The sequence below is a fragment of the Acinetobacter sp. 24-47-39 genome, from assembly GCF_056783825.1.
The window spans coordinates 1-19,373 of sequence record NZ_JBWYIP010000006.1 but is presented as its reverse complement, the minus strand read 5'-3'; the positions used below and the strand labels follow the sequence as shown (position 1 = coordinate 19,373).

The window sequence follows — 19,373 nt, the reverse complement described above, 5'->3', positions numbered from 1 at the left end:
TTACGAAAATTAATAAAGGTAAAATTTATTTAAAAAATTGGCTTATATGAGAAGTAATATCTATCTTCTTAATTGGACTAACACACTCTTTATTTATATTAGGTTCTTCGTTGACCCATTTACATAATGTGTCTATAAACTGATAGTCATTAATAATATCCAATTTTTTCTCAAATGGTGCTCGATAAGCCCAATATTCGAACATTCCTATACTTCCAATTACAAACATTTGATATTTTGCTCTACTAAACATTACATTTAAACGTCTTTCATCAAGCAAAAAACCTAATGAACTCTTATCAGATTTATTGATGTTATGTCTGACAAGACTCACAATTACAAGATCCGCTTCCCCTCCTTGAAATGAATCAACTGTTTTACAAAGCTCCACCCCACAATTGAATCCTTTGCTTTTCAACTTATTAATTAAATTTTCCTCATTAATCATTTCATTAATTTTAGCAATTTGATTTTTATAAGGAGTTAGAATAACTATTGATGGATTCTTTTTAGCTACTTCTGTGACTTGAACTACTTCTAACATTCTTCTGATAACATCAACTTCTGCCTCATTAGCCAAATTATTTTCAAGTGGCCTAGCTTCTCGCAATTTATTAGGATCACAAATATCAAGCCAAATAAAACCTTTATTTTTATTTAAATCTGGCAAATCAGAGCATATTGAAAACTTGAATGGCCTATTAATTGTGTTTAAATATTTTTCTTCATTTTCTGAATTATTTTTTAGCTCTGAATTATAAAACAATGTAGAAACCACTTCTGAAATATCTGGATGCATCCGATATTGCTCAGTAATAATATCCCCCATAAGACGGCTACTTTTAGCTTTTTTATATTTTTCGATATTTTTAACCAAGGTCTGGAATAGTGAAAAATATTTTCGAACATTTTCAATAACCGGATGATATTTATTGGAAAAATATTCCAAAAACTCTACACTATTATCATTTAAATTATCTTTTACATATTGAGCTACTTCAGAAAACTCATTTAGACTAGATAATTTTGTTAAATTACTCGAAAAAGGGCCTTTAGAGACACTTTGTATTAAAAGAGGAACATCAAAATTTTCACCTAATAAAATTTTATTAATAGTATTCTCAGAGAAAGGAGGTAATTGTTTATGATCTCCAATCAATAAACGCTTTGATGATAGTAAAAGAGGACTTAGCAACTCTAAACCAGAGGCCTTCCCTGACTCTTCTAAAATTGTCCAATCAAATTGGTAATTATTTCTATTAATCGTCTCAATTGTAGAAGAATTTGATGTAGCTAATACAATATTGGCACTACTAAGAACATGCTTATAAAGAGATCTACGCAGATAATTTGAATCAGTAGCTTTCTTTATTTGTTCATTTAAATCTAAATATTTTGAAGCATCCTGCCACATCAGGCTTTCTCTAATACTATCCCACAAAGTAGCAGTATGTTTTTCAAATTGCTGGATATCATCTCTATCCTCTATTTCATCTTCAATATTATTAAAAGTATCTAAAATCATTAAATTATCTGATAGTGGACCTTTTTTAATTTCATCATAGAGAACTTGTACAGTTGCATGGCTTTGAGCACTTAAAACGACTTTACTATCTGGCTCATCATTAAAGATTTGCTCTAGCAAACTGGTTACTAAAAATGTTTTGCCAACTCCTGGTGGTCCTTGCACAATATAATTAGGATAAGTATCTAATGCCTCACGATAAATAGTTTGTTTAGAATTATCTAACTTATCATATACTTTTACATATTTATTTGGATATTTCAGCTTTGAGGTACTGCTTTCCATATGCATAATACTTGAAATTAAAGCAGAATTTTTCGCGACTTGCTCTAAAGTATAATTTCTGCGCAATAGTGCTGTATAATTTGCAAGTAAAGATTTTGGGTATATATATAGTTCTTGTTCATTAATGATCTGGCTTACATCCTTTAACGTATTTGGATTTTGAGGATCATTTTTTACTACAAAATCATAACAGGCTAGATTTTTTTCGTGCTTCCTAAAAGTGATTATTATTTTAAAGTTTTTAGTAGAAAACCCTTTTGTTTTAATATTTGGAGAAGCGTGAAAATCATCTTTTTCAGTAGGAAGTTTATTAGATAATATCCATTCTTTTTCATCCATTTCAGTGACCAAACTTTTAAAATGATGAGTAGATATTGGCTTATCTATAATTTTTGAGAATTTTAAATTTTCATTATTTTTTTCAGGATCAATAGTTAAAATAATACTATCTTGGTTATTATTCCCATTTTTAACTTTAACATTTGCTTTAAAAACTTTTGTCCAATACTCTGAAACCTCAATGGAATAACAAAGCAACATAGTATTAATAAAATTCCTAACATCCTCACTTAATACTTGTTCTTTCTTAAAACTATCAATTATATTCATCCAGGAATTTGATGAATTAGAGCTAGAAACCAAATTTAATTTTATTGAAAAATCTTTAGAGATTTTACGATAACCTTTCAGACTTTTAAAATCACAATAAATATTTGTAATTAATACAAGATTACTCCATTGAAAATTATTTGTCCCCTCAACTCTAGTAGGTTTTATTTCATATAAAAGCTGATTACCTTGTATAAAAAATAACTCTCCATCTTTAATATTACTTTTGATAATATTTATTTTATTTAAATCAATATCATTTTTAACAAAATTATAAAAATCATCAATCAAGATTTCATTATCTTTTTTTAAAAACTTACTTACAACACCCAAAAAAATTTCTATTTTCTTTCTATTAATTGTTATATCATATGTTTTAATTTCATTTGTATCAGCATCTAGTTCATTTTCTAATGAGAAAATAATATACTTTATACTTTCAATAATCTCCGCACTAGTAAGATGACTATCTCGATAAATATTCTTCAATTTACAAATGTTTTTTAATTTTTCTATTAATTTTTTTTCATTTTCAGTTAAATAATTAAAATCGTGATCTGATAGACTATCATCAATTCCTACTACTAGTAATGATTCAATTAAATTACCCAACAAATACCAATCTTCATTATATGAAGAAACCATTGAAGTACTTTCTAAGTTAACCATATATGAAGGTTTAAGTTTATTAACTGCGAGCAACCATTCGAATCCTGTTAATCTAAAAAAATCAATATCATTTTCAAACCTAATTACAATATTTTCTGGACTTATTTTTCTATGTAAAAGACCATTTTGATGTAAAATATCTAAACCAAAGGCTATACTTAAAATATTTTCCCACAACTTAATACGATGATATGGTATCATCAAATTTTGAAAATATATCCAGCTTTTTCTTTTTAACCTTTGGCTTAATTTATTAATGTCATCTATATATGTGGATAACAAAATATCATTTTCATCACACTCATATGTGATACTAAAGCTTTCATCATCATAATATGCATTATTAATAACTAATAAATATCTTTCTGAATTTGGGTAATTTTTTAATAATTGTAATTGTCTTACTTCATCCAACCAAATCTCTTTAATGATTTCATCTTTTTGATTAGTTCTCGGCCAAATTTTCATAAAGAAACATTCATCACCTATATAATCACTTGGAGAAGCTTCTCGATATAATTTATATAAATTATAATTCTTACCCTCATATATTATTTCTTCATCAATATAGTTTTGTAGTACTTTATAATCTTGCATTAAAATTTACCTAATTTAATTACAAATAGAATGCTTACAATTAAGCACGACATCCCCGTATCTTTTTTATACTGATTTATTTATCAGACAAATAATAATTTAAAATTAATTAAATTTCAATAGCTTATAAAATCAAGAAGGTAAGTTATAAATCTTCAAGCTTTAAATAAAGCTAGATAAATCAGTATTTAGTGCATTTAGCCAATCCATTAACTCAATCACATCAAGTCTTCTTTCTAAAATTTCTACTTTAGAAACATAAGATTGAGGCTTTCCCAAACGCTGAGCAAGCTCAACCTGAGTCACATTTTTGGACTCTCGAAGTTCTATAAGTTTCTTAATTAGGTCTTGATACCTAGGATCGTGTATTGAGCGCATGGCTCAATATCAGTTACAATTAAAAATATCCCAAAATAGGATATTTTCATTTAACCCTATCTGTTTATTGATTTTTTTATTTTGGATAATGATTGAACGATAGTTGAGGAACTCAATGTGAAGCAAAAATTTTCTGTAACTCAAATCAATAGCATTGTTAAAAAACATTTAGCAGGTGCCACTATCGAACAGGTTTGTCAGGAATATCAAATTAGTGTGGCAACATTCTATCGCTGGAAAGCAAACTATCTAGACGTAAGTGAGCAAATTCTCACTCGTTTAGATAAACTAGAACAGGAAAATCTAGTTTTAAAACAAATGTATGCAGAAGAAAAACTTTCTAAACGATTAGATGCATGAATTAATTATCATAGTAAGACTTACCATCCAAAGACTCTATACGAGTCTTTGAGGATCCAACCCTATTTTTACCATTATTCTTCTCTTCCAAATGTTGAGAAGCAACTTTTAAATCATTAGACCAATAGTTATCTCTGAAAGCTCGCCAAAAAACAACCATATCGAGCCTTATATTCGGTGCTAAAAATACATGATGTTTAAAAGTAGAATCAATAAAGTCAAATAGGTCTGGATGAACTTTAAAATACAATGGATGCGCTGCGATCTTAGGTGTCAGCCCAAAGTATAAATTTAAAGCTAACTGCCTTAAGTCTGGTGAACACAAGTGTGTCGATTCATGTAACATCAGAATCGCAACAACTAAGCAGTCTACTTCACCTCTATTGATTAGAACTTCAATAATCTCATCGTTAAATGGTCTTCTTTTTACACCAAAATTTTCAACAGCTCTAACCAATAAAAAGTAAATTTCAGGTTTCATTAAACCAATATATTGATCAATTTTTTCATAGGTCATTCCATCTTGGACTAGAACATCCCAAAGAACATGGTTATATAAATCTTTTGATCCGGGGAATTTTTGATTTACAAAATCAATATATTCAGGTTTAGGTGAATGAAGTCCATTTTGGTATTTATCCCAACGATATAATTTTTCTAATGGTTCTATAGGTTTGTCTCTCAGAATTAGCTCGACTGAATATGTTGAAGCATCCACCGATTGTTTAATGTATTCAACCCAAACCCTTGTCTTCAGACTTTCTATCGGATGCCTAAGCTTGCGACCTCTTTTTTTTGGTTCAGTCATTATTATCTCTGTCAACACTGCAAGAAATTCAGCTATTTCGTGCAGTGTTGTAACACATATATGAGGGGCTAATATAGTGACAGTGCGCTACTAAGAATTATCAACATGCGAATTGAAAATCAAAGAGACGAAAAAGTTATTGAATTAAAAGAAAGATATGGAGAATTGATAGGAGGTTACGATTTAGCAAAATTAATGGGCTATAGATCAACTGCTTCATTTAGGCAAGCACTTTCTAGAAATCAAATATCAATACCTATTTTCTCAATTGAGAATCGTAAAGGAAAATTTGCCTACACAAGCGATGTAGCTAAGTGGCTTAAAGATTTAAATCATAAGGAAAAACTATGAAAATTATATAATTGCAATAAAAAACGGACCCTAAAAGGATCCGTTGGTGGCTCTATACAAAAAGTACAAAGACGTGGTAATCAAAGTATCTTCCGTATTCAGTCACCAGTCAAGCCTTGTAGCTTAATTTTAAGCAACAAGTAATTTCACTCACCCTAAATCTAGGGTGCTCCGAAATACTGGATACACATTTATGTACCTGAACTATGATCACAACAACTCTAATCATTATATTTTCGAACAAATAAAAACGGCCTTTGCAACTGAGCCAAATATTGCAGCAACCATTCACGGACAACGTAAAATTTTCCAAGGCTGCTATGGACGTAGAACTGCCCTATTCCCAAGTAAAAAATGCAGTGGTGCTATTCCTACAGAAAGTCGCCTAGAGCTAGCTCATGCTATCTGCCTAGAAAGAAACCCCTGTGTAATCAACTATAGATCCCAAGCTTTAAAAATCAAACTCTCCCATGAACAATACTCCTATCCAGATTTTCTAATTCAAACGAGTGATGGCTGCTATGAAGTACATGAGGTAAAACCATCAATAGCATCATTAGCTTTAGATGAATATGTCCGTTTTGATCGTCTTGCGACATTACTCACTTCAGTTGGAATTACATTCAAACTCATCGATCAAACTGAACTTCCTACAGAAAAACATCTTCAGCAACTTCTTTACTGGTATCAAAGAGGGCATCGTTTTGATTGGAGCAAATTTGAAATTGAATACGCTTTAGACCATTTAAAAACTAAGCAACCTTCAAGTCCAATTCAAGTCTACAAAGAACTTCAATCTATCGGTTTTAAACAAGAACTGGGGGATTACCTTTTTTTCCACAATAAATTTACAGAATTTCCCCCTAAATATAATCATCAAGGAATATTTTAATATGGAAACTCCTCTTTTTATCCCTCAATCAGGATATCGCTTTTATTTTGCAGAGCATCCAGATTATATTTTTGAAATAGCATCAATTGCATTAAACACAATTCGTTATGCCGCAATAATAGGAGGAAAAATATGCACCCTGGATCTAAATGAATTTGAAAATCGCTATAAATCTGGTGAAATCATTTGTAGTTTTGCACCTGAGAAGCTTGTTCTAAATCCTCAATGTAGTCAGGATATCCATAGAAAGGAACGTTATGTTTTATCTGCACTTCAGCAGTTAGAATACCCTACAAGCCTTAACCAACTCTCACCATTTATTCAAGAAATTGCGACTTTGATAGATGATAAATCTCCTCCTTCGCCTAGAACAGTTGCAAGATGGATTTTTAAATACAAAAGTTATTCTCATAATAAACTTTTTCTAAAAAACGAACGTAAGGGTAATAACTCATTACGTTTTAGCCCTGAAATTTATCAGATTATCAATCAAACCATAGAGGAAGTTTATCTAAAGCCCGAATTTCGAACGAGTAAAGATGTTCATGCAACCATGTTAGGTAAATTAGTAGAAAAAGGAATTTCTTTAGATCAATTACCTAGCCGCAGATGCATACAAAGGTATATTAAAAAGCTTGACCCATATCTAATCGTAAAAGCTAAGAATGGAAATCGAACTGCAAAAAAAACTTTTCAAGCTTCAGGTAGAGGTCTTCTCAGTCCTTTTGCTTTATATATGGTTGAAATTGATACGCACTATCTTGATGTTATTGTGATAGATCCAAAAACAAATGTCGCTCTTGGTCGCCCTTTTTTAGCTTGTGCAATTGATACACATACTCGGGCAATTGTAGGCACTTATATAAGTATGTATCCACCGAGTGCAACAACAACGCTAGCAGTCATCAAAGATATGATCACTCGACCGAATCAAAATTTACCAGGCGGTATTCCGAGCATTATCATTCCAGATAACGGAGTGGAATTTAAAAATAATTCCCTGGCAAGAGTCTGTGATCAGTTAAAAATTACTTTAACACCTTCTCAAATTGGTACTCCAAACAACAAGCCTCATATTGAAAGGTTTTTTAGCACCCTTACTCACGGCATTATTCAAAAACTGCCTGGAACCACTTTTTCAAATCCATCAGCTAGAGGAAGCTACAATTCCACAAAAAACGTTCAATTTACGATAGAGCAACTTCAAAAATATATCGATATGTGGATCAGTGATGTCTATCATTGCTCAATTCATAGTATGACTGGTCGCTCACCATCTGTTATGTGGCAAGATGCTATTACCGATATTAAACCGAGCGATATTTCTGAAGTTGATGCGAAAATTTTATGTCGAAGACCAATCGAACGTACAATCCATCAGGGCCAAGTTAAAGTTGATGGCTTAAGTTATTTTTCTCATGCCTTAACTACTTTACAAATAAAAGGCATTAAGAAAGTCACCGTACTCATTGATGATCTTGACTTAAATGAAGTTTATATCGTTGATCCAAATGATATGAATACCGTAATACAAGCGAATTCTACCAACCAAGACTACACTTCTGGATTATCAAGGACAATTCATCTAGAGGCTCAAAAAAGAAAAAAACAGCTGTCTGAACAAGATCAACAAAAATTAGGAAAGTTTTCAGACTTATTTGGCCTCTACAAACTTTTACATGAAATTCAATCAGATTTGATTAGAAACAGATCAAAGTTAAAACCAATAAAACTTGAGCTTCCCCTCATACTTCAAAATATCGAAAAGAATTTATCACCTATCGTAGAGATTCACGAGAAACCGAATATTGAAGCCTCTTGTGATAACAAAAAGAATAATTTGAGTTTTGGATCATTTGAGGTGATGAAAAATGGAAAAATTTGATAAATATTTTGAACAAATTAGCTCGATTAATAACATCGTAGTCACTTCAGATGAGTTTATGACAGCCTTTCAAGGAATACAAAATTGTGTAAAGAGAAGCATAGCCTATAAAGAGCCTATAGGAAGCATGCTTCTTGCGAAGGGAGGTTTAGGGAAAACGACTTTGTGTAAAACAATAGTCAGCCAAATGCCTAAATCTACTAAAATTGAAGAAGATCATAAAAAAACAATTATTCCAGCATTTTATGTTGAAGTTCCTTCTCCAGCCACTGTTAAATCACTCGCAATCACAATGCTGCAAGAACTAGGTGATCCAACTTATAACAGTGGTACAACATCCTACTTGACTGACAGATTAAGTTATTTACTCAGTATCTGTGAAACTAAGCTCGTATTTCTAGACGAATTTCATCATTTATTCGAGCGTAAACAATCATATACACGAATGAACGTAACCATAGGAAATTGGCTAAAAACACTTGTTAACCGAACAGGCATCAGTTTTTGCTTAGTCGGTCTTCCAGAATTTGCAGAAATATTACAAGTCGATAGCCAAATTGCCCGAAGATTTCCATTTATCTATACATTAAATCCTCTTTACATCGAATCCTCTCAAGGACATGGCACAATTTACGCATTTTTAAGTGAAATTTCTCGTAAAATGGCACAAAAAAATATTTCATTTTCACCACCTCTCGACAATCCACTCATGGGTATGCAAATTTACACGGCTACTAAAGGTTATCACTCTTATATTATTGGTTTAATTAGAGAAAGTATCGTTAATGCATTAAATGAAGGTCGAACCATCATCAATAACCATGATTTTAGTGAGGCATGGAAACTTGGAATTACTGACTATATTTCTAAACTCAACACTGACCCTTTTAAAATGTCATTATCACAATTGACCACTCACGCAAGAAGTCAAATATGAATACAAACAAACGACTTCTTATTGAAGCAACACCTTATCCTGATGAATCAGCTACGAGTTACTTAATAAGAACTGTTGAATTAAATGGTCACACATCAGTCTATCAATTATTTGGCAAAGAAAAATTTAGTTTTTTGACTAAATTAGCACCTAATTACACTTTTTTAGACCAAAAACGCTTTAAATATGTATTAGAAAACTTAAGCCTTAACCCTGATTATATTACCCTCGCCTTTGATCGAAATAAATTAACCAGTAGATCACCCAGAATTTATAGGAATGTGATCATCGATCTTCGTTTGTTCAAAACTAAAGGCCATTCATATTGTCCACAATGCTTAAAGGAACAACCATACTTCAGAAAACTCTGGCTTTTAAGACCTGTATACTCTTGCCCTATACATTCCATTTTACTCTTAGACAGCTGTTACATGTGCGGATATAAGATCAGCTTACAATCAGGCTCTATTGTAAAATGTTCAAAATGCTTAGCAGACTTAAGAGAGGCTCAACAAATTCACTATTCGGAAAATTTTTTAATTCATTGGTTTATCTATATTTTAAATCAAAATTCAAATGAGCTATTTCAAGAATTTACATCTTTTTGGTTTGCATTAGAAAAATTTGCAGCATTAGATGAACCACGCTCAGATAAAGATTACTTAAGAATAGTCTACGAATATTTCGTAGATACTCCCCATTCAATAATCACCATGAGTAATTGGATTAACAATAGAATTCAATTAGCTCATCCAAGAGTTCAACTATTACCATTTTACAAAGAAGATAAAACTGTTAGGTTTAAAGAGAATTATCTCTCAAATATTGAGAATAATTGTATTTCTTATCGACATAATACTAAAAGTAAAAATATCCACTTAACACTCGAAGAGTCAAGGCTTTTACTTGGAATTGGACGACTAAAACTAACAAACCTCCTAGCTTCTAACCGACTAGAATTCGTAGAAAATAATCATGGAAAACAAATTTTATCAAGCACTGATATTGAAATGTTTTTAATAGGAGCAAAGAGTTTAGAAATTGAAAAGCATCCTCTTTCTACCTGTAACAACGCAAATGAATCTTTTACAGTAGATATAAAATTGGCTGCTGAAATACTGAATACAAATTCGGATACGATAAGAAAGTTAGCAAAATCCCATTGGCTCAATTATGATGAAAAAAAGAGCAATTTTCCGTTACAAATTCCTTACCATAAACTAAAAAGTTTTCAAAAAAATTATATCATCGCCTCTACTCTTGCAAAAAAATTGAATGTTAATCGAGGAAATTTTGTTGAAAAAATGATAAGTATTGGAATCAAACCTATTAGTGGTCCTCATATTGATAAACTACCTGTAAATATTTTTTTTAGGGATTCTATTAAATATATTACTAAAGAACACATAGACCAGGTAAAAGAATACTCGACAAAAACTGGTCGAAAAAGAACAAATTTTAAAAGAAAAATGAATGATGATTCTTATTCACTGAATGAAGCATCAGCAATCTTAAAAATTAGTCCCAACCAAGTCATTACGTTAACACACTTAAAGATTTTAGAGCGGGAGAACGAGTTTTTAACCCCTATTAAAATTAAATGTATTTCTCTGAATAAACTAAAAAACTTAATCGAAAGTGAAGACTATATTTCGACTAAGGATGCTTCAGAAAAGCTCAATTGTAGAATGAACTGGTTCAGTCAATATTGGTGTAAAACAGGCTTTTTAGACATTAAGGATTTAACTTATTGGAAACTTGTAAAGAAGAGTCAACTAGATGAAATCATTAAATTAAAAGAAGAGTATTTAACAGGTGCTGAAGCTAGTTCACTCCTTGGAATGCGCCATTCACATATTACAAATTTACAAACTCAAGGACTTATAATCCCTTACTATTTTGGTAAAACTGAAACGAAAATTAGGCTTTTTAAGAAATCTGATATATTGAAATTTATATAAAAAATAGATTAATACATATTTTTTCAAACCCCTTTTAGTTTTTATGTTGGGATCTTCTTACAATTAATAAGGCATCATTAGGCATTTCAACTTTCACTTTTATCATTATATCTTCTGAATTTTGGTCTTTGGTTTTAGTCTTATATTGAATCAATGCATTCTTACCAATCCCTTTTAAGAGTAATTCACTTCTCTTTAACTCTACATATCCACCTTTTTTCTTGCCAATACTTGACTCTGGAAAGAAGTCCTTATATTCAGTTTTGATAAAGATTAAACTGTTCTTCTCATCCTCTCTTACGGAACCTAATACTAGATTAATAAATATATTTTTGGATTTTTCAGCATAGAAAGCATATACAGTACTTGGAACAAATAAAATATAAAGTAGCATCATTAAAAGCTTTATATTTTTTTCGTTACTTGCATTGTCAGCTATTTTGTCGTTATTCCACTTCAGGTTTTCAATGAATTTATCAATGAAAACTTTTAAAAGAAGACTTAAAACTAGCATTAACAATATATTTTTTGAATTTCCACTATAAAATGTTAACGCAAAAGCAAAGCCATAAATATAAAAGATAAATTTAAGAAAATTTTTGCCTAATTTCTCAAAAACTCTTTTTAAATCTAACTTCAAAAAGATTAAATCAATTATTCTTTCAGAAAAGAATTGTCGTAAAGAGAATAGAATAATAAAAAAATTTCTTATAACTTTTAGACAAAATAATAAAACACTCCCGAGCGCATAGTGTGAGGCTAAAAAAAATACATAAATGAATATAAACTTTATTGTAATAAGGAAAAATAGTAGCCCATCTCCTAAAGATAAATCCGTAGGAAAGTAATCGATATGCCAAAAATATAACAGGATCATACATAAGCCAACGCCTATTATAAATTTAGCAATAAACCCACTATTATCAACAATTAGCTTAATTCTCTGAACCAAAAAAAGAGTAAAATTCACTTATCCCCCATTTGTATTTTTCCTTTCAAATCATTTTAATCAATAGAAATCCATGCCAAGATTATTTAGCTTTAGCTATTATTACTTAATATCGGCTTTGTTGCACAAAGATTTGAAAGGCAAAGCGCCCCTAATTGAGCCAAATTTAAGGCGTAACTTGGGTAAGTGGTCGACCTAATTCCGTAGATCTGTTGAGGACTGCTACACGTGCATGAACCTCGTTGACTTGGCTATCAAAGCTCCTTGCACTGAGTTTATCTCCTAATAATTTGATGCAGTGCATCTTAGTCTCAACCAAACTTCGGCGATGATAGCCTGACCATTTTCTCCATAGTGTCCTACCTAAATGTTTAACTGTTCGAATAATTCATTTCGCTTTAGCGAGCTGCTCTTTGTATCTTTCCATGGTTTCGCATTTTTTCGAGGTGGAATCACCGCATGCGCTTGCCGATCTGCAATGGCCTGACGGCATTGCTTGGTGTCATAAGCTCCATCGGTATAAACAGAGTCAATCAGCTCATCTTGTGTAATCTGATCAAGTAAATCACCTAGTACCTGTGAATCACTGATATTATTGGTTGTGAGCTGAATAGCACGTATTTGAAGAGTTTCAGCATCTATAGCAATATGTAGCTTACGCCATTGGCGACGATATTCAGGTCCATGTTTCTTGCGTTTCCATTCGCCCTCACCTAGAAACTTCAAGCCTGTAGAGTCCATGAGTAGATGCAGCCCATAGCTACTTTTTTGGTAGCTGATTGCAATATCAATATACTTTTGTCTTCTACAAAGCTTACTGTAATCTGGCGCTGTCCAATTTAATCCGCAAAGTTTAATCAGACTTTGTACAAAGCCAGTAACCATACGTAAAGACAGACGAAATAAGGATTTAATCATTAAGCAGCATTGGATGGCTGCGTCGGAGTAAGTTTTATTTCGTCCTTGTTTGCCTTTTGATAGAGCATACCATTGCGTAATAGGATCAAACCAAATGGCAATATTTCCACGATTAATGAGTGCTCGGTTATATGCGGGCCAATTGGTTGTGCGGTAGATTTTGTGTGTAGGCTTCTTCATTTGAAAATTATATGGCTGAAGAAGCCCTTAAGAATAGCTTTGTGCAACAAAGCCGATGAAATGTAAGAATCTTCAAAAAGGCTGAGATTAATGAATTAGTATCAGAATAATTTGATAATAACTGGAAGAACCCATCTACGAAACACACCACATTTAAAATCATCGTCTTGTAAAAAATAAATACAAATCAAATAAAAAAATAATATAAATTCAAAACTAAAGCCTTTAAAAAGATGAGTTCATATGCCTTTAGTATCTCTACAAAATAACCCGCCATTAAACCCAAAAGATTTCGAAAGCTTAATAGTGGTATTGTTCGAAGATATATATAAAGTTAACTTTCATAAATATGGTAGAAATGGGCAAGCACAATATGGTGCAGATATTTTAGGAATAGTGGGTAACAAACACATAGTGCTACAGTGTAAATGTTACGATCAATCAATAAATACAAAATTAAAAAAATCTGATATATCAGATATGATTAGGCTTATTGATGAAAAATATCCAAACAATTGTGATGTATTTTACATATTACACACCAAGCCAAATGACACCCAACTAACAGACTATGTTACACAACTCAACTCAGAAAGAGCCGGAGGTCAAGCTCAAGTTTGTTTATGGGGATGGGCTACTATAAATGATAGAATAAATGAATCACCTAGGGCACAAAAATTTATACAATCAGGCTATGCTGCATCAAGCTTAGATAACAAAGTTTTCTTACTTATCTTTTATGTTGCAGTAATGAGCTTCGTATCTTATTTTATTTATGACAATTATCTCTCAAGCAAAGCTAATAAAAATCAACGCTCTCAAATTACACAAGTTTATTTAAAAGCTATTTCGGACAATGTGGATCTTTTAAAGCAAGCATATATCGGGTGTTTGGAATCAGCTTCAGACCATTTGTTTCTAAACTCAGATCAGCTTCAACAACAGTGTGTGCAACCCATCTCCAAGCAATCAGAAAGCTTAGCAAAATTGCAGAATAAATACGCAGCTAGTGTAGATGATCAAGCTTATGATCAAATTAAAGTCTTTATCGACACTCTAGACAAACTAACAATTGAAACTTATGCAGCCGCCCAAATGACTAGATATCTTGAAAAGAACTTAGCGCAAAATTTACAATTGATCTGCTACAGCAAAGGAAATGAAAATAACAATGACTTCATAGCTAAACAAATTAAAGAAGCATTTAATTTCCAGATGTACGCATATTTTAAAAACCGTGATTTTAATATCCCAATCACAAATAGCATCAGTGCACAAATAGCAATCATCAGCAGGAATATAAATTCAGATGATCTTCCAGTGGATTTAATCCAAAAAGCAAATCAATTAAACACATTAATAAAAAAACACAATCATTATGCATATAGAGATTACCCAACCAACATTTCTCAAGTAAAAAATGCAACTACCATCGATGCAACGTTTTCAGATGGCTTCCCATCAAGCAATAACGAAATGATAGCAATACAGCAAATGTCGACCCTAGTAGGTATAAAAAACAATCCGAAAATATTAGATCAACTTATAAAATGTGGTCACATGCGACCTGAAGCTAAAGCACAGTTAGATAATGAAAGTTCTAATTTCACGCTCCCATTAGGAAATGACAAAATTTAAAATAAAGGTTATTAAACAATAGTGTCAAAATATAGAGACCATTTATAAATACTAATACGTACCAGCTCAAAGATGATATTAAACAAACCACTTTTAAGAAAATGACACAGGTTGTGTCGTTTTATCCAAAAAATGACATAGGTTGTGTCGCTAAAAATGTCATTATGTGTCGCAACGATCGTTAACTTATTGATTTACACTTAGCAAAATGACAACTTATGTGTCGCGTGACGACGCTATTGTATCTAAAAATAAAAGAGCCTTATATGGCTCTTTTATTTTTTAGACTCAAGTAGGTTTAGTAAGGTACAAGAATAAAAAAATAAAATAGCAGGGTTAAATTTTCAGATTAAAAATTTTCATATTCACATGTTTATTTAAGCATCAAAATCAATCAAAGTTAAAGCACTGAGTTTTCAACGAATTTAAGAATATCGAATTATGCAAGCACTCCTTTAAATCCAATGTGAATAATGAGTAATGAGCGGATTATTCTTCAAACTCAGGCAAAATGATCTCTATAACCTAATTCTGCAACACATATCGAGTTATAAAATTAGACATTACTACTACCCCCATACTAGCCACCTGAAAACACAAATAAAAATGAGCAAGGTTAACTTTTTTAACGGAGCGAGTGTTTGTTTCTATATTCTATTTAATAACGTTCAAAAACAGGTCTAAATATAGAGATGAAATCTCTTTGGAGTAGGAATTTAATTTTTTGAATCATTACCATTTTTTATTATCAATAAATCCTAAACAACATTTTTTTATGATTAAGTCTACCCCTGATGACTAACAAATAAAGCTCTATAAAATGGTGCTTAGATATGATTTTTTTGTTGCAATCGCGTCTCCATAATGCATTTTCTTTTATTAGAATATTTTTCAAATGACGAAATAACAAATAAAATTTTTGTTCTTCAAAAATTAATTTATTCAAATTATTAGTATTTTATTTTTTTCATACCAATTACTTTTGATTTCACATTTTTAAAAATAAAAAGAGGTCTCGAAAGACCTCTTTTCATTTGTTTAATTAAATTTGATTATATTTTAACAGATCATCGATCGCATAAAGACTGCTATCTGTATTTTGCAGAACAATAAGCTCAGTTGGGTTATATTTCGTTTTAGCCCCATCAGTATCAACACTAATCACCGTATTTGCACCATCTTGTTTGATCGTTACAAATTCACCAATGTTAGACGATGTAACATTCTGATCTTTTAATAAAGCAGAAATATCAACTCGATCACCTTCAGCTTGATTAAAGTCAGTCCAAATATCTGGACTTTCGGTATGTTGAGCTTGATTGAGCACATCATAAAGGACTGTATCTGCGCCTTCACCAAGAGTGTAAGTATCGATTGAAGCAGATGCTTGCACGGTATCTGCCTCCTCACTTCCAGTTAGCGTCATCGAAACATTAATTTCAAGTGTTGCAGATTGTGATGTTCCCGCTTTAGAAACTGTTGTATAGGTGAATGTTTCAAGACCTCCACTTAGACCTGATGGTTGATACTCATAGGTGCCATCTTTGAACACAGTAAGGACACCATGCTTACCTTGAACTGTGAATTCTTGACCACCTTTAGCTGGATCATTTACATAAAGCTCTTTAGATCCAATTTTCAGAATATCAATTTGGTCGATAGCTGTATCATTTTCAAATAAATCACCCTCGAGCAATGGTGTATCAGTTGGAGTAATATTATTGACCATTATTCCAGTAATTGATGCACTAGATACATTCACTGAATTAAATGTACTACTCGTTGTGTTAATTGAAATAACATAATCACCTGCATCGAGCACTTTGCCATCATCTAAAATAATTTCTGAGGCATAAGTCGTTGATGTCGAAGGATTCAATATTGTTCCAGCTGGCCATGTAATACTAACATTTCCGGTATAAACTTGTTCAAGCACTTGCTGTTCAACGCCGTTGACAAGCTGAGTAGTCACCTTATTAATCACAACACTCATTGAAGGATTATCATTAGTTAAAGTACGAGTGATATTACCTTGGAGATCTAAGCTACTAATATAAGATCCTTCTTCAACTTTAAACTCTAATGTACGACTTGCAGATCCAATAAGTCCAGATTCTACAGATTCATTGAGCGTTGAATAGTTTGCCGCTTGAACGTCTACAACTTCTGCATCGTTAGCTACTGTATTGGTATCAATCTTAATATTGAGAACTTCAATGTAAGTTGTGCCATCTGCTCGTTCCACTACAACCTCAAAACGATCAATCTCACCATATGGTGGAGTCCAACCTACTGTACTTTGTGGAACTGTAACATTGTATGTATAAGTACCGTCAGTACTAATATTGAGTGAGCCATATTGACCCTGTACAACTAAAACTTCTCCTTCCACTACATCAGTGTTATTCACCAATATTAATTTATCTGTCGTAATCGAGGTTGCATCACCTTGAACTGATCCAGTTATCATTTCTGGGTTTGCATAATCATAAATATTGACATCTGTAACTTGAGCCGATGCTCCTCCAATTACGTTTACACCACTAGTTTGTTTGATAATACCAACGTAAGTACCCTCACCAAAACTCAATGTTACAGGAGTTGAAACACCACCGCCGATGATCACTTGAACAAAATTCGGAATTTCATGTACTTGAACCAACTGTTCAGTATTCTCATCTAAACGATAGATAACCAAACTAAATGTTGAAAGTAGCGTTACCCCGCCCGCGGAACCAGTAAAGGTCATTTCTTGGAAAGTACCGTCTTCAACAGTAAAGTCCATGACACCTTCCGTACCAATTACACTTGCAGACAACACATCACCAGCAATACCTAGATCAAGTAAATTCAATGCGACTGCATTTGAAATACCTAATGCTTCGCCTGTGGTTTCAGTTAGATCAGGAGTAACATCAAGTAATACTGTATTATCAATGATGGCATTTTCATCTGTGGCAACACGCACTAATTCAATATTTAATTCAGCTGTGCGTTTTTCACCATTTGGTGCCGTTACCTCATATACAAAACGATCAACTTCACCGTAATCTCTAAATGATGGATCTACTGTATATGTATATTGTCCATTTTCAGAGATAGTTAAAGTGCCATACTCCCCTTTAATTGTTGCAATACCATCTGTAAATTGATTAATGGTATCTTCACCATGAGTAACTCCACTGATTTTACTACCCTCTGGGACGACATCTGTACCATTTTGATAATCCTGATCCGTAATCACATTACCGTTTATTGTTCCTGTCACAGCTTCTGGATTATTAAAATCACGTACAGCATCTGATTCAAATCTTAATGTATACCCCGTAACAGCTGACAACCCTTGGCCGTTACCTAATACAATGAGCCACTCTCCTTCATCTAAAGAACGACTTATCGTTTCTGACACACCACCTAATACAACGAGATACCAATTATCAATTTTTTCTTTTAATTCATATTCACCAGTTGACTCATTTAACTTATACATAAATAAGTTCATCGTCCCTACTGTAACACCACCAGCATCAGCATAGAAACTAATATCTCTTTCGGTGCCTTCTTCGACTGAAAGGGAAACTGAAGAGCTAAATACGCTTTCAAGCACACTTGCATTTAACACTGGACCTAAGCCAACAGAACCCACCGTAAATCCTGTTGAGTTAAGCTCTGTTGGTGTTTCATTAACATCTACAGTCGGTGTGATATCCAATACCAATTGCACATCATTATTCGCTGTTGCAAATGGCTCAGGTACCTCAATATCTACGAGATCATCTATTCTTTCTTGCAATAGAGCTTTTGCAGCTTCAATCGCATCTGAAGTTTGATCAATATTGTCTAATGCTTGTTGTGCAAGAGTTTTTGCTGCCTGAGCAGCTTCTAGGGACTCTTGCAATTTATCAGCCTCTGCCTGTGTTACAGTACCGTCTTGCAAGGCGTCAGCTAAATCCTCTTCAGCCGTTGTATAAGCTTCTTCAGCACTTTCTATTAAAGCTTCGACCCCCGCTAGTAATGTATCAATATCATCAGAAATATCATTTTCATTTTGATCATTTACTGTTGGTAAAGTGATATCAACCAGATCATTTAAACGACCTTGTAGCGCATCTTTTTCTGCTTGTACTGCCTCAGGTAAGGCTGTCACTTTTGTTTGTGCTTCTGTTTTCGCAGCAAGTGCATCATCACGTGCTTGAGTCAATGCAGTAAGTTCTGTTGGGGTGATGAGGCCATTGGCATTTGCATCGATCAGTGCTTGTTCTGCCGCAGCGTATGCTGCTTCTGCTGCCTCTACTGCTGCTTCGGCATCTGCCAATACTTGTTCGTACTCATCTGCTACGCCATCTTCGTTTTCATCATTTACTGTTGGTAAGGTGATGTCGACTAGATCATCTAAGCGTGCATCCAATGCGTCTTTGTCTGCTCCTTCTG

At 32.7% G+C, this 19,373-nt stretch carries 12 protein-coding genes and 1 pseudogene; 7 read left to right on the top strand and 6 right to left on the bottom strand.

Translation table 11 applies throughout. From position 1 onward, the window contains the following. Positions 1-25: 25 nt before the first annotated feature. The gene (locus AC1M9C_RS06845) at positions 26-3,685 is read right to left on the bottom strand and encodes an AAA domain-containing protein (protein ID WP_481953428.1); all 3,660 of its coding nucleotides are present in this window, start codon (positions 3,683-3,685) and stop codon (positions 26-28) included. Positions 3,686-3,847: 162 nt separating this feature from the next. Continuing rightward, on the bottom strand, positions 3,848-4,063 hold the full coding sequence (locus AC1M9C_RS06840; RefSeq protein ID WP_068517820.1) for a helix-turn-helix domain-containing protein: 216 nt from the start codon (positions 4,061-4,063) through the stop codon (positions 3,848-3,850). Positions 4,064-4,180: 117 nt separating this feature from the next. Between AC1M9C_RS06840 and AC1M9C_RS06835 the strand changes: the two genes are divergently transcribed. Next, positions 4,181-4,423 carry a transposase gene (locus AC1M9C_RS06835; protein WP_481953427.1) on the top strand — a complete coding sequence of 81 codons (243 nt, stop codon included), beginning with the start codon at positions 4,181-4,183 and terminating at the stop codon, positions 4,421-4,423. 1 nt (position 4,424) lies between these two features. Here the strand turns inward: AC1M9C_RS06835 and AC1M9C_RS06830 are convergent, their stop codons facing one another. Next, positions 4,425-5,231, bottom strand: a complete 807-nt coding sequence (locus tag AC1M9C_RS06830) for a hypothetical protein (protein WP_481953426.1) — start codon at positions 5,229-5,231, stop codon at positions 4,425-4,427. 105 nt (positions 5,232-5,336) lie between these two features. Between AC1M9C_RS06830 and AC1M9C_RS06825 the strand changes: the two genes are divergently transcribed. The 5 genes from AC1M9C_RS06825 to AC1M9C_RS06805 all read left to right on the top strand — a co-directional run bounded on the left by AC1M9C_RS06825 (position 5,337) and on the right by AC1M9C_RS06805 (position 11,257). Continuing rightward, the gene (locus AC1M9C_RS06825; protein WP_481607769.1) at positions 5,337-5,582 is read left to right on the top strand and encodes a hypothetical protein; all 246 of its coding nucleotides are present in this window, start codon (positions 5,337-5,339) and stop codon (positions 5,580-5,582) included. A 193-nt stretch (positions 5,583-5,775) separates the two neighbouring features. Further along, positions 5,776-6,474: a PDDEXK family nuclease gene (locus AC1M9C_RS06820; protein WP_481953425.1), complete on the top strand. Its 699-nt coding sequence runs from the start codon at positions 5,776-5,778 to the stop codon at positions 6,472-6,474. Between the two features lies 1 nt (position 6,475). Next, positions 6,476-8,359, top strand: a complete 1,884-nt coding sequence (locus AC1M9C_RS06815; RefSeq protein WP_481953424.1) for a Mu transposase C-terminal domain-containing protein — start codon at positions 6,476-6,478, stop codon at positions 8,357-8,359. Continuing rightward, positions 8,346-9,296, top strand: coding sequence for a TniB family NTP-binding protein (locus tag AC1M9C_RS06810; RefSeq protein WP_481953423.1), 951 nt, complete (start codon positions 8,346-8,348; stop codon positions 9,294-9,296). The genes AC1M9C_RS06815 and AC1M9C_RS06810 overlap by 14 nt, the downstream gene beginning before the upstream one ends. Continuing rightward, positions 9,293-11,257 carry a TniQ family protein gene (locus tag AC1M9C_RS06805; RefSeq protein ID WP_481607772.1) on the top strand — a complete coding sequence of 655 codons (1,965 nt, stop codon included), beginning with the start codon at positions 9,293-9,295 and terminating at the stop codon, positions 11,255-11,257. The genes AC1M9C_RS06810 and AC1M9C_RS06805 overlap by 4 nt, the downstream gene beginning before the upstream one ends. Positions 11,258-11,291: 34 nt before the next feature. Here AC1M9C_RS06805 and AC1M9C_RS06800 read toward each other — a convergent pair whose 3' ends face one another. Further along, on the bottom strand, positions 11,292-12,227 hold the full coding sequence (locus AC1M9C_RS06800) for a hypothetical protein (RefSeq protein ID WP_481607773.1): 936 nt from the start codon (positions 12,225-12,227) through the stop codon (positions 11,292-11,294). 145 nt (positions 12,228-12,372) lie between these two features. Continuing rightward, a pseudogene (locus AC1M9C_RS06795) lies at positions 12,373-13,304 on the bottom strand (IS5 family transposase). Between the two features lie 243 nt (positions 13,305-13,547). On the opposite strand from AC1M9C_RS06795, the gene AC1M9C_RS06790 reads away from it, so the two are divergent. Continuing rightward, positions 13,548-14,942, top strand: a complete 1,395-nt coding sequence (locus tag AC1M9C_RS06790; RefSeq protein ID WP_481607774.1) for a hypothetical protein — start codon at positions 13,548-13,550, stop codon at positions 14,940-14,942. A gap of 1,042 nt (positions 14,943-15,984) precedes the next feature. Here AC1M9C_RS06790 and AC1M9C_RS06785 read toward each other — a convergent pair. Further along, positions 15,985-19,373: BapA/Bap/LapF family large adhesin (locus AC1M9C_RS06785; protein WP_481953422.1), on the bottom strand; the 3,389-nt coding region annotated here is incomplete at its 5' end.